The 11,358-nt window shown below is 71.4% G+C and carries 11 protein-coding genes; 7 read left to right on the forward strand and 4 right to left on the reverse strand.

From position 1 onward, the window contains the following. Positions 1 to 6: 6 nt before the first annotated feature. Positions 7 to 912: a 1-aminocyclopropane-1-carboxylate deaminase/D-cysteine desulfhydrase gene (locus tag AC07F3_RS20610; RefSeq protein ID WP_479115930.1), complete on the forward strand. Its 906-nt coding sequence runs from the start codon at positions 7 to 9 to the stop codon at positions 910 to 912. Between the two features lie 182 nt (positions 913 to 1,094). Here the strand turns inward: AC07F3_RS20610 and AC07F3_RS20615 are convergent, their stop codons facing one another. Next, positions 1,095 to 2,693, reverse strand: coding sequence for a Na+/H+ antiporter (locus AC07F3_RS20615; RefSeq protein ID WP_479115931.1), 1,599 nt, complete (start codon positions 2,691 to 2,693; stop codon positions 1,095 to 1,097). A gap of 66 nt (positions 2,694 to 2,759) precedes the next feature. On the opposite strand from AC07F3_RS20615, the gene AC07F3_RS20620 reads away from it, so the two are divergent. The 3 genes from AC07F3_RS20620 (at position 2,760) to AC07F3_RS20630 (ending at position 4,671) form a co-directional block, all read left to right on the forward strand. Beyond that, the gene (locus tag AC07F3_RS20620) at positions 2,760 to 3,020 is read left to right on the forward strand and encodes a UBP-type zinc finger domain-containing protein (RefSeq protein WP_114038806.1); all 261 of its coding nucleotides are present in this window, start codon (positions 2,760 to 2,762) and stop codon (positions 3,018 to 3,020) included. Positions 3,021 to 3,310: 290 nt separating this feature from the next. After that, entirely contained in the window at positions 3,311 to 3,724 is a 414-nt protein-coding gene (locus AC07F3_RS20625) for an ATP-binding protein (protein WP_053729847.1), read from the forward strand. Further along, complete coding sequence (locus AC07F3_RS20630; RefSeq protein WP_479115932.1) at positions 3,721 to 4,671, forward strand: RNA polymerase sigma factor SigF; 951 nt, start codon at positions 3,721 to 3,723, stop codon at positions 4,669 to 4,671. Before AC07F3_RS20625 ends, AC07F3_RS20630 begins: the two co-directional genes overlap by 4 nt. 36 nt (positions 4,672 to 4,707) lie before the next feature. Here AC07F3_RS20630 and AC07F3_RS20635 read toward each other — a convergent pair whose 3' ends face one another. After that, positions 4,708 to 5,142 carry a hypothetical protein gene (locus AC07F3_RS20635; RefSeq protein ID WP_479115933.1) on the reverse strand — a complete coding sequence of 145 codons (435 nt, stop codon included), beginning with the start codon at positions 5,140 to 5,142 and terminating at the stop codon, positions 4,708 to 4,710. A 93-nt stretch (positions 5,143 to 5,235) separates the two neighbouring features. Here AC07F3_RS20635 and AC07F3_RS20640 point away from each other — a divergent pair, with 93 nt between their 5' ends. Continuing rightward, positions 5,236 to 6,201, forward strand: coding sequence for a diacylglycerol/lipid kinase family protein (locus AC07F3_RS20640; RefSeq protein WP_479115934.1), 966 nt, complete (start codon positions 5,236 to 5,238; stop codon positions 6,199 to 6,201). A 320-nt stretch (positions 6,202 to 6,521) separates the two neighbouring features. After that, positions 6,522 to 6,779, forward strand: coding sequence for a WhiB family transcriptional regulator (locus AC07F3_RS20645; RefSeq protein WP_004937597.1), 258 nt, complete (start codon positions 6,522 to 6,524; stop codon positions 6,777 to 6,779). Between the two features lie 147 nt (positions 6,780 to 6,926). On the opposite strand, the gene AC07F3_RS20650 is transcribed toward AC07F3_RS20645, so the two are convergent. Beyond that, positions 6,927 to 8,393 (reverse strand): sensor histidine kinase, encoded by a 1,467-nt coding sequence (locus AC07F3_RS20650; protein WP_479116264.1) that lies wholly within the window; start codon positions 8,391 to 8,393, stop codon positions 6,927 to 6,929. A 665-nt stretch (positions 8,394 to 9,058) separates the two neighbouring features. Between AC07F3_RS20650 and nagB the strand changes: the two genes are divergently transcribed. Beyond that, complete coding sequence (gene nagB / locus AC07F3_RS20655) at positions 9,059 to 9,844, forward strand: glucosamine-6-phosphate deaminase (RefSeq protein WP_114038812.1); 786 nt, start codon at positions 9,059 to 9,061, stop codon at positions 9,842 to 9,844. Between the two features lie 333 nt (positions 9,845 to 10,177). Here nagB and AC07F3_RS20660 read toward each other — a convergent pair whose 3' ends face one another. Next, complete coding sequence (locus tag AC07F3_RS20660) at positions 10,178 to 11,353, reverse strand: MFS transporter (protein ID WP_479115935.1); 1,176 nt, start codon at positions 11,351 to 11,353, stop codon at positions 10,178 to 10,180. Between the last annotated feature and the right edge of the window lie 5 nt (positions 11,354 to 11,358).

Below are 11,358 nucleotides of genomic sequence, written 5' to 3' on the forward strand. Positions count from 1 at the left end.
GAGGACATGACCCCCGAAGCGCTCGCCCCCCGCCTCCCCTCGCCCCTGGAGGAAGTGGAGGACGAGCGCTTCGCACGGCACGGCGTACGTCTGCTGCTCAAGCGGGACGACCTGATCCACCCGGATCTCGTCGGCAACAAGTGGCGCAAGCTGGTACTGAACCTGCGGGCCGCCCGGGGCCGCCCCGTCCTGACGTTCGGCGGCGCCTACTCCAACCACCTCCGCGCGACCGCCGCCGCCGGGCGCCTGCTCGGCTTCCCCACGATCGGCGTCGTACGGGGCGACGAACTGGCCGGCCGCCCGCTCAACCCGTCCCTGGCCCAGTGCGCGGCGGACGGCATGCGGCTCCACTTCGTCGACCGGTCGACGTACCGCCGCAAGGCCGACCCCGAGGTCCTCGCCGCCCTCCTGGACCTCCTCTCCCCCGAGGCGTACGTCGTGCCCGAGGGCGGCAGCAACTCCCTTGCCGTGCGGGGCTGTACGGCGCTCGGCGAGGAGCTGCGCGGGCTGACGGACGTGGTCGGCGTGGCCTGCGGCACCGGCGGCACCCTGGCCGGCCTGGCCGCGGGCCTCGCCCCCGGCCAGCGCGCGATCGGGGTGCCGGTCCTGAAGGGCGGCTTCCTGACGGAGGAGATACGCGCCCTGCAACGCTCTGCGTTCGGCGGGGTGCGGGGGGCGTGGACCCTGGACGACCGCTTCCACTTCGGCGGTTACGCCCGTGTCCCGGCCGAACTGGACGCCTTCGCGCGGGACTTCGAGGAGTGGCACGGGGTGGGGGTGGAGCGGGTGTACGTGGCGAAGCTGCTGTACGGGTTGGTGACGCTGGTGGAGGAGGGGGTGTTCGGGCGGGGCACGAGGGTGACGGCGGTCCTGACGGGCCGCCCTTTCTCCCCCACCCCGCCCCTCCCCTGAACCCTCCGGTTCCCCGTGCCCCTGGCGGGGTCGGTGCTGGCCAGCAGGGGCATCTTCAGCCCGTCCGGCGATTGAGGACGAGCGCCCTTTAGGCGCGAACGGGGTCCGGGGCGGAGCACCGGGCAGGGGTGCGGGGGGCGCCGTCCCCGCCGGAGGGGGCTGGGGGCGCAGCCCCCTGGGGCCTACGACTCGCCCTCCCGGTACGCCGCCGCCTCCTCAAGATCCAGCCGCCGCAGCAACGTCCGCATCATCTCGTCGTCGATGCGACGAGCATCACGCAGCTCCACGAACACCCGCCGCTCCGCGTCGATCATCTCCCGGGACAGCCGCCGGTACGTGTCGTCCGCCGACTCCTTCGTCTCCTCGTTCACCGCCCCGAGCCGCTCCCACACCGCGTTGCGCCGACGTTCGAGAACCGTCCGCAGCCGGTCGGCCAGCGGCGGCGGCAGGGCGTTGCGCGAGTCGGCGAGGAGCTCGTCGAGGCGGGCCTCGGCGGCCCGGGAGGCCTCGCTCTGGGCCTGCGCCTCGGCCAGCGTCTCGGCCTGCGCGTCCCGCCTGGGAAGCCGGAGCATCCGGATCAGTGGCGGCAGCGTGAGCCCCTGGACCACCAGCGTGCCGATGACCGTCGTGAAGGTGAGGAACAGCACCAGGTTGCGGGCCGGGAAGGCCGAGCCGTCCGTCATCGTCAGCGGGATCGAGAAGGCGATGGCCAGCGAGACCACGCCGCGCATCCCGGCCCACCCCACGATGACCGGCGCCGTCCACTCGACCCCGGGCTCGCGCCGCCGGATCCTCTCGGACAGCGCGCGCGGCAGGAACGTCGCCGGGAAGACCCAGACGAAGCGGGCCGCCACCACGAGCGCGAACACCCCCACCGCGTACCAGACCGCCTCGCCGACCCCGTACTCCCCAAGTCCCTTGAGCACGACCGGCATTTGGAGTCCGATCAGCGCGAACACCGCCGATTCGAGGACGAAGGCGACCATCTTCCACACCGCCTCCTCCTGGAGCCGGGTCGCGAAGTCCACCTGCCAGGAGTGGTGGCCCAGATAGAGCGCCACCACCACGACCGCCAGCACCCCGGACGCCCCCACCTGCTCCGCCGCCGCGTACGCGACGAACGGGATGAGGAGCGACAGCGTGTTCTGGAGCAGCGCCTCGTGCAGGTGGCGGCGCAGCCAGTGGATCGGCAGCATGAGGACGAGCCCGACCCCGATGCCGCCGATCGACGCGAGCGCGAACTCCTTCAGCCCACCGCCCCACGTGGCCCCCGCCCCGACGGCCGCCGCGAGCGCCACCTTGTACGCGGTGATCGCGGTCGCGTCGTTCACCAGGGACTCGCCCTGGAGGATCGTGGTGATCCGCCCCGGCAGCCGCAGCCGGCGCGCGATCGCCGTCGCCGCGACCGCGTCCGGCGGGGCGATCACCGCGCCGAGGACGAGTGCGGCGGTCAGCGGGAGATCGGGCACGAGCAGATACGCGAGGTAGCCGACCACCACCGTCGCGAACAGCGTGTAGCCGACGGAGAGCAGCGCCACCGGCCGCAGGTTCGCCCGCAGGTCGAGGTAGGAGCTCTCCAGGGCGGCGGTGTGCAGCAGCGGGGGCAGCACCAGCGGCAGCACGACGTGCGGGTCCAGGGTGTAGTCGGGGACGCCGGGCACGTACGCCCCGATCAGTCCCACCGCCACCAGGAGCAGCGGCGCGGGCACCGGCGTCCTGCGCGCGGCCCCCGCGACCGCCGCGCTCGCCGCGATCAGCGCCACCAGCGGCAATGCATCCATCAGAACCGTCCGTCCCCACTCACCCGCACTCACCCGCGCCGGGCGCTCCGTCGTAACCTGGCCATCATGAGCGAGTGCCCGCACGTTGCAGAACTGCCGCGCCCCGAGCCGGCCCCGCTGGGCGACACCTGCCCGGAGTGCCTGAAGGACGGCACGCACCCCGTACAACTGCGCCTGTGCCTGGTCTGCGGGCACGTGGGATGCTGCGACTCCTCGCCGCACCAGCACGCGACGGGCCACTTCAAGGAGACCGGGCACGCCGTGATGCGGACCTTCGAGCCCGGCGAGAGCTGGCGCTGGTGTTTCGTGGACGGCCTGCTGGTGTGAGAGTGGTGGCCCGCCGCTCTTCGTCCAGAGCGTGAGGAAGGGTTCGAAGCCCTTGACGCCTGGGTACGTCAACCCGGTCTCGGTTCACAGCAATTGGGCCCTGCAAACCTCTAGCCACTGTCCGTACTCATAGGCTTACCATGAGTGACAGCCGCCGGGGGAGCTTCCGGCGACAGGGCACCATGGATCGCGATAGCGTCGCCAGTCCAGGTACGGACCCCGTACCCACGGCCCCGGGACCTCCCCCCTCCCCGGGCCTCGAAAGAGCTTGTGCCACCTTGGAGGTGAGGGTGTCCCAGATCGCAGGCGAGCCCGGGAATCAGGACTTCGTGGAAGTCCGGCTGCCGGCTGCGGGTGCCTATCTGTCGGTGCTGCGTACGGCCACGGCCGGACTGGCGGCACGTTTGGACTTCACCCTCGACGAGATCGAGGACCTGCGCATCGCGGTCGACGAGGCCTGCGCGATCCTGCTCCAGCAGGCGGTGCCGGGCTCGGTGCTGAGTTGCGTCTTCCGCCTCGTCGACGACTCGTTGGAGGTCACGGTCTCGGCCCCGACCACCGACGGGCGGGCCCCGGAGCGCGACACCTTCGCGTGGACGGTGCTCTCCGCCCTGGCCGGCAAGGTCGACTCCTCCGTGGCCGAGGACCGCACGGTCTCCATCAGCCTGTACAAACAGCGCGGCGCGGGACCCGGACCGGCGTGAGCGGGGAGGGTCCGGTGCGGGACGACAAGCGCATCCCGGAAGCGGTGCGCCCCGCGGGCATCCCGGAGCAGCAGGCCCGGCCGCACCCGGTGGACAGCCCTGTGGATGGCCCAAATGGCGTTTTGTACGCGGCGGAGCAGGCAGAGCGGGCGGCCCTTATGAGCGAACACATCGAGCACAGGCACCACGATCCACACGATCGCAGCGGGGCGCGGGCGATGTTCATCGAGCTGCGCAAGCTGCCCGACGGCTCCGCGGAGAAGGCCGAGCTGCGCAATCAGCTGGTCCGGATGCACCTGCCGCTGGTCGAGCACCTGGCGCGGCGCTTCCGCAACCGGGGCGAGCCGCTGGACGACCTGACCCAGGTGGCCACGATCGGCCTGATCAAGTCGGTGGACCGGTTCGACCCCGAGCGGGGTGTGGAGTTCTCGACGTACGCGACGCCCACCGTGGTGGGCGAGATCAAGCGGCACTTCCGGGACAAGGGCTGGGCGGTGCGGGTGCCGCGCAGGCTCCAGGAGCTGCGGCTCGCCCTCACCACGGCGACCGCCGAGCTGTCCCAGCAGCACGGCCGCTCGCCGACGGTGCACGAACTGGCCGAGCGGCTCGGCATCTCGGAGGAAGAGGTCCTGGAGGGCCTGGAGTCGGCCAACGCCTACTCCACCCTGTCCCTCGACGTGCCGGACACGGACGACGAGTCCCCGGCGGTGGCGGACACCCTGGGCGCGGAGGACGAGGCGCTGGAGGGCGTCGAGTACCGCGAGTCCCTCAAGCCGCTCCTGGAGGACCTTCCGCCGCGGGAGAAGCGGATCCTGCTGCTGCGCTTCTTCGGGAACATGACCCAGTCGCAGATCGCGCAGGAGGTCGGCATCTCGCAGATGCACGTGTCGCGCCTGCTGGCCCGCACGCTGGCCCAGCTGCGCGAGAAGCTCCTCGTCGAGGAGTAGCCGGGGTCCGGGGGCGATCCTCCGGGCCCTTTCCGGTCACGCGTCGCGCATCGGCCCGCGAATCCCGAGCGCCTTGGTCGTGGCCGGGTTCACCAGGAGGACGAGGCCGGTGACGGCCACCGCCGCGAGTGCGATGCCCGCCGGGATCCACGGCGCCCCGTCGGAGTTCAGGAACATCCAGGCGACCGGCAGCGCCATGATCTGGGTGATCATCGCGGGGCCCCGGCTCCAGCTGCGGCGGCGCAGCAGGCCGCGGGCGGCGATCAGCGGGATCAGGCCGAGGACCACCAGGGTCAGACCGCCGGTCTCGGCCTGGGTGGGCCGGTCGGGCTTGCCGGTGAGACCCATCACGAGCATGGAGAGGCCACCGGCGACCAGGGCGAGCCCTTCCAGCGCGGACAGCGCGGCCGCGGCGGTCAGCCGGCCGGGGCGCGGTTCGGCGGGGGCTTCGGGGGTCTGCTCAGTACTCACCCAGCCAGGGTAGCCCGCGGCGACCGCCCGGCCCCGGACCGGGCTTCCGGCCCAAGTGCGCCCCAATACCCCCCGGTAGGTAGTCTGGCGCCCATGCGTGCACTTCTCGTGGTCAATCCGGCGGCTACCACCACCAGTGCGCGCACGCGTGACGTCCTCATCCACGCGCTGGCCAGCGAGATGAAGCTGGAGGCGGTGACCACGGAGTACCGGGGGCACGCCAAGGACCTGGGCCGGCGGGCGGCCGAGAGCAGCGACATCGACCTCGTGGTGGCGCTCGGCGGCGACGGCACGGTCAACGAGGTCGTCAACGGTCTGCTGCACAACGGGCCGAGCCCGGAGCTTCCCGAATTCGCGGTGGTTCCCGGCGGTTCCACGAATGTGTTCGCGCGGGCGCTCGGGCTGCCCAATGACGCTGTGGAGTCGACCGGTGTCATTCTCGACGCGCTGCGCGAGGACCGCAGCCGGACGGTGAGCCTGGGGCTGGCCGCCGGAGTCCCGGGCACCGTCGACGAGGGCGTTCCGGAACGCTGGTTCACTTTCTGTGCCGGGTTCGGATTCGACGCGGGTGTGGTCGGCCGGGTCGAACAGCAGCGGGAGCGCGGAAAGCGTTCGACGCACTCGCTCTATTTGCGCCAAGTGGCCCGGCAGTTCTTCGGCGAGCCGCACCGCAGACACGGCCAGATCACCCTGGAGCGGCCGGACGGCGAGACGGTCGAGGACCTGGTCCTGTCGATAGTCTGCAACACCTCCCCCTACACCTACCTGGGCAATCGTCCGCTGTATGCCTCACCGGAGGCCTCCTTCGAAGCGGCCCTGGACGTCCTCGCGCTCACCAAGATGACCGCGCCCTCCGCGACGCGTTACGCGACCCAGCTGCTCACTTCCAGCCCTGACCGGGGTCCGCACGGCAAGCACGCGGTATCCCTGCACGACCTGACCGACTTCACCTTGCATTCCAAGGCCCCGCTCCCCTTCCAGATGGACGGCGACCACCTGGGCCTGCGTACCAGCGTCGCGTTCACAGGCGTACGCCGTGCACTGCGTGTGATTGTGTGAGTGGAAGGGCCCAAAGTCCTTTCACTCGAACGTTTAGGCTGGCATCCACCCCATGGAAGTACGACTGTGACCCAGTCGACACCGAGGAATCCAAAAAAACTTTCCTGAAGGGGTTGTATCCGCCGCCGAGGTTTGCGAATCTCTACATGGCGATCGGGACGGCCCGCAACACCGGCCTCCACTGAAAGCCAGAACCCCTCCTCAAACTCGGACCACCACCAGTCCAACTGGAAGATGGCCCTTCCCTTGTTGAGGGATTCGTGAAAGCGTTCACATTCACAAGCACCCCCCTGCACGTAACACCAAGAGAGGTAGCAGCCATGGACTGGCGTCACAACGCCGTTTGTCGTGAGGAAGACCCCGAGCTGTTCTTCCCCATCGGCAACACCGGTCCTGCGCTGCTGCAGATCGAGGAAGCCAAGGCCGTCTGCCGCCGCTGCCCCGTCATGGAGCAGTGCCTGCAGTGGGCGCTCGAGTCCGGCCAGGACTCCGGCGTCTGGGGTGGCCTCAGCGAGGACGAGCGCCGCGCGATGAAGCGCCGTGCCGCTCGCAACCGGGCGCGCAACGCGACCGCCTGAGCCCCCACTTCCTGCCTTAGCACCGCGCGGCGCGTACAGAGCGTACGCACTCACCGCCCCCCGAGCCGCAGCGCGCAGCAGTAACCCACAGCATTCGAGCCCCGAACCGTTCTTCACGGTTCGGGGCTCGCTGCTCTTGGGGCCCGGTTACTTCTGGGCGCGCACCGGGATGTCGAGGACGACCTTGGTGCCGCGTCCGGGCGCCGGCACCATGTCGAAGGCGCCGCCCAACTCGCCCTCCACCAGGGTCCGTACGATCTGGAGGCCCAGGTTGCCGGTGCGCTGGGGGTCGAAGCCCTCGGGCAGCCCCCGGCCGTCGTCCCGTACCGTGATCAGCAGCCGGGCGTCCTCGCGGGTGCCGCCGCGCAGCGCCGCGACCTCCACCGAGCCCTGCTCCCCCGGGGCGAAGGCGTGCTCCAGGGCGTTCTGCAGCACCTCGGTCAGGACCATCGACAGCGGCGTCGCGACCTCGGCGTCGAGTATGCCGAAGCGGCCGGTGCGGCGGCAGCTGATGGTGCCGGGCGAGATCTCGGCCACCATCGCGAGCACCCGGTCGGCGATCTCGTCGAACTCGACGCGCTCGTCCAGGTTCTGGGACAGCGTCTCGTGCACGATCGCGATCGAACCGACGCGCCGGACCGCCTCGTTGAGCGCCTCGCGGCCCTGGTCGGAATCCATCCGCCGGGCCTGGAGCCGCAACAGGGCGGCCACCGTCTGGAGGTTGTTCTTCACCCGGTGGTGGATCTCCCGGATGGTGGCATCCTTGGTGATCAACTCCCGCTCGCGGCGGCGCAGTTCGGTCACGTCCCGCAGCAGCACCAGCGAGCCGATGCGCGGCCCCTTCGGCTTGAGCGGGATGGCGCGCAGCTGGATCACCCCGCCGTTGCCCTCCACCTCAGCCTCCCGGGGCGCGTACCCGCTGGCCAGCTTGGCGATGGCCTCGTCCACCGGGCCGCGCGACGGCGCGAGTTCGGCGGTGAGCTGGCCCAGGTGCTGCCCCACGAGGTCGGAGGCGAGCCCGAGCCGGTGGTACGCGGAGAGCGCGTTCGGCGAGGCGTATTGGACGATGCCGTCCGCGTCCAACCTGATCAGACCGTCACCGGCGCGCGGTGAGGCGTCCATGTCGACCTGCTGGCCGGGGAAGGGGAAGGACCCGGCGGCGATCATCTGGGCGAGGTCGGAGGCGGACTGGAGATAGGTGAGTTCGAGCCGCGAGGGTGTACGCACGGTGAGCAGGTTGGTGTTCCGGGCGATGACACCCAGGACCCGGCCCTCGCGGCGCACCGGAATGGACTCGACGCGGACCGGGACCTCCTCGCGCCACTCCGGGTCGCCCTCGCGCACGATGCGGCCCTCGTCCAGCGCGGCGTCCAGCAGCGGGCGCCGGCCGCGCGGGACCAGGTGGCCGACCATGTCGTCCTGGTAGGAGGTGGGGCCGGTGTTGGGCCGCATCTGCGCGACCGACACGTAGCGCGTGCCGTCCAGGGTGGGGACCCAGAGCACCAGGTCGGCGAAGGACAGGTCGGAGAGCAGCTGCCACTCCGAGACCAGCAGGTGGAGCCACTCGAGGTCGGACTCACTCAGAGCGGTGTGCTGGCGTACGAGGTCGTTCATGGAGGGCACGCTGTGAGCGTACCCGCGAAGACCGGCGCGAAGGACTGCGGGCCGCGGCGCCTGGACGGGACCCTCAGCCCGCCCGGGCACCGCAGCCCGGTTGCCGACCGGTGGGTGTGCGGTCCCTCCGGCCTTCAAGGGAGGTCACGGCGCGGTCAGGGCAGAGAGCGCCGGGGCCTCGGTTCCGCCCGCCTGTGCGGGGTGGGCGGAAGTTCGGTGTGTTCATTGTGGACTAGACCATTCTGCCCTGTCCATCCGTGCGCACGGCGAAATATCGCGCGCGCCCGGCGACGGTCACGGCTCCCGCCGGTCCCGGGCTCCATCCTGCGGCAGGACCGGCGGCCGCGCCAGCATGGCGGCGTCGGCGAGGGCTTCCCGTGCGGCGCGGGGGCCCTCTCGCGGGGCGCTCGCCTTCCCCCGGGACACACCGCGGGACGGACGGCTGCTCGGCCATCTCGCCGGACATCGTCCGGCCCGGCCGCTCGCGCGACGTCACGTGCGGCCGCGCCATGTCCCGTGCGCTCGAATGGCCGTCTCCGTATGCGTTCCGGCAACCCGTTCAGACGACCATGGGAGCGGGCGCGACCGCCAGCCGGAAGGCCACTCCTCTGCTAGATTGGTCTATACCACGCCCGTTTCTCACGTCTCCAGATCGGCAGGCCCACGTGGAAGTTGTCATCGTCCCGGACGCCAAGGCAGGCGGCGAGCTCATCGCGGAGTCGATCGCCGCGCTGTGGCGTCGCAAGCCCGACGCACTGCTCGGCGTGGCCACCGGATCGACCCCGATCCCGATCTACGACGCGCTGACCGCGAAGGTCGCCGCCGGTGACGTGGACGTCTCCTCCGCCCGCGTCTGCCAGCTCGACGAGTACGTCGGACTGCCCGCCGGACACCCCGAGTCCTACCGGGCCACCGTCATCCGCCAGGTCGTCGAGCCGCTCGGGCTCGGCCCCGACTCCTTCATCGGGCCGGACGGCTCCGCCGAGGACGTGCAGGCCGCGTGCGAGGCGTACGACCTGGCGCTGGCCTCGGCCGGGGGCGTGGACCTCCAGATCCTGGGCATCGGCACCGACGGGCACATCGGCTTCAACGAGCCCTGCTCCTCGCTCGCCTCGCGCACCCGGATCAAGACGCTGACCGAGCAGACCCGCGTCGACAACGCGCGGTTCTTCGACGACGACATCGACCAGGTGCCCCACCACGTGATCACCCAGGGCATCGGCACGATCCTGGAGGCGCGGCACCTGGTGCTGCTCGCCACGGGTGAGGGCAAGGCCGAGGCGGTCGCGCAGACCGTCGAGGGGCCGGTGGCCGCGGTGGTGCCCGCGTCGGCGTTGCAGTTGCATCAGCATGCGACGGTTGTGGTTGATGAGGCTGCGGCGTCCAAGCTGAAGCTTGCGCCGTACTTCCGGCACACCTTCGCCAACAAGCCTGTGTGGCAGGGGCTTTAGCCCCTGCGGCCCCGGGGCGCGGGTCCTGCGACCTTCGCGCAGTTCCCCGCGCCCCTGGTTCCCTCGGCTTCGCGCCGTGCGGGGGCTGCGCCGACCCCGCCTTTCGGCTTCGCGCCGTGCGGGGGGCTGCGCCGACCCCGCTTTCGGCTGCGGACCGTGCGTTGTCGCTCGCGCAGTTCCCCGCGCCCCCAACTCCCCTTCGGCCGCCCACCGTGCATGGATCTCGCGCAGTTCCTCGCGCCCCCAAAGGCCCCCTCTGCCGCCCGCCGTGTGGCGTTGCTCGCGCCCCCAAAGGCCCCCAAGGCCCCCCCGGCCGTGCGCCGTGTGGTGTTGCTAGGCGTCTGTGAGGGTGGGGAAGGTTATTCGGGTGCTGCACAGGGAGACCACCAGGGCCGCGATTGCCACGGCTCCCATTCCCCACGCCAGGCTCGTGCCGTTGGCGATGAAGCCGATCACCGCGGGACCGGCCAGCAGACCCGTCGTGCCCATGGCCGCGACGAGCGCCAGGGCGTCCGGGCCCTGGCGGGCGGCGGCCACGTACACGCACGGTGTCACCGCCGCGATGCCGAGTCCGACGCAGGCGAACCCGAGCAGCGCCGGGACCACCCCGCCCGCGAGCAGCGCCACGGCCAGGCCCGCGCCCGCCAGCACGCTGCCGACCCGGACGACGCGGTCGTCGCCCCACTTGGTGCGCCAGCCGTCGGCGAAGAGCCGGGCGAGCACCATCATGACCGAGACGACGGCGATGCCCAGCGGAGCCAGCTCCGCCGCCGCGCCCGCGCTGTCCTTGAGGTAGAGCGCCGACCAGTCGTTCATCGCGCCCTCGGTCACGGTGCCGAACGCCATGGCCAGGCCCATCCAGATCGTGACCCGCGTGGGCAGCGGCAGCCCCCGCTTCTTCCCCGTGCTCTCGGCGGGCTCCGGGGCTTCCGGCGCGCTCTCGTCCGCCGTCAGCAGGCCCGGGCGGGCCGTCAGGACCAGCACGACCAGCAGAGCCGTGGCCGTTGCGAAGTGGGCCGGGAGGGCCGAGGAGACCGAGGTGACGCCGGACGCGAGCAGCGCCGCGCACAGCGAGCCCGCGCTGAAGGTCGCGTGCATCCTGGCCATGGTGGTCCGCTGGTACTTGACCTCGAGGGCGGCCGCCTGCGCGTTCATCGCGACGTTCAGGCAGCCGACCGCGATCCCGTCGCAGAAGACGATGAGCAGCGTGACGGGGTAGTCCGGCGTGACCGACAGCGCGAGCAGGACCGCGCCGAGGCAGAGCGCCGACAGCACGGCGAGCCGGCGCGAGCCCAGCCGCCGGGTCAGCACCGCCACGAGCGGGAAGGAGATCGCCGCGCCCGCCCCGCAGACCATGAGCAGCAGGCCGAGCTCCGCCTCGGAGAGGTCGAGCCTGGTCTTCAGGGCGGGAATCCGGGAGACCCACGTGGCGTACTGGAATCCGAGGAAACAGAACAGGGCCGCGATCGCCACCTGGGACCGACGGTATTCATCACGCACGCGCACCATGCGCA

This window comes from Streptomyces sp. NPDC045846 (genome assembly GCF_056431605.1).

Coding starts and splice junctions, on each gene's coding strand:
- AC07F3_RS20640 (WP_479115934.1), top strand. CDS start 5,236: ATGCGTGCACTTCTCGTGGTCAATCCGGCGGCTACCACCACCAGTGCG.
- AC07F3_RS20610 (WP_479115930.1), top strand. CDS start 7: ATGACCCCCGAAGCGCTCGCCCCCCGCCTCCCCTCGCCCCTGGAGGAA.
- AC07F3_RS20650 (WP_479116264.1), bottom strand. CDS start 8,393: ATGAACGACCTCGTACGCCAGCACACCGCTCTGAGTGAGTCCGACCTC.
- AC07F3_RS20645 (WP_004937597.1), top strand. CDS start 6,522: ATGGACTGGCGTCACAACGCCGTTTGTCGTGAGGAAGACCCCGAGCTG.
- AC07F3_RS20615 (WP_479115931.1), bottom strand. CDS start 2,693: ATGGATGCATTGCCGCTGGTGGCGCTGATCGCGGCGAGCGCGGCGGTC.
- AC07F3_RS20620 (WP_114038806.1), top strand. CDS start 2,760: ATGAGCGAGTGCCCGCACGTTGCAGAACTGCCGCGCCCCGAGCCGGCC.
- AC07F3_RS20660 (WP_479115935.1), bottom strand. CDS start 11,353: ATGGTGCGCGTGCGTGATGAATACCGTCGGTCCCAGGTGGCGATCGCG.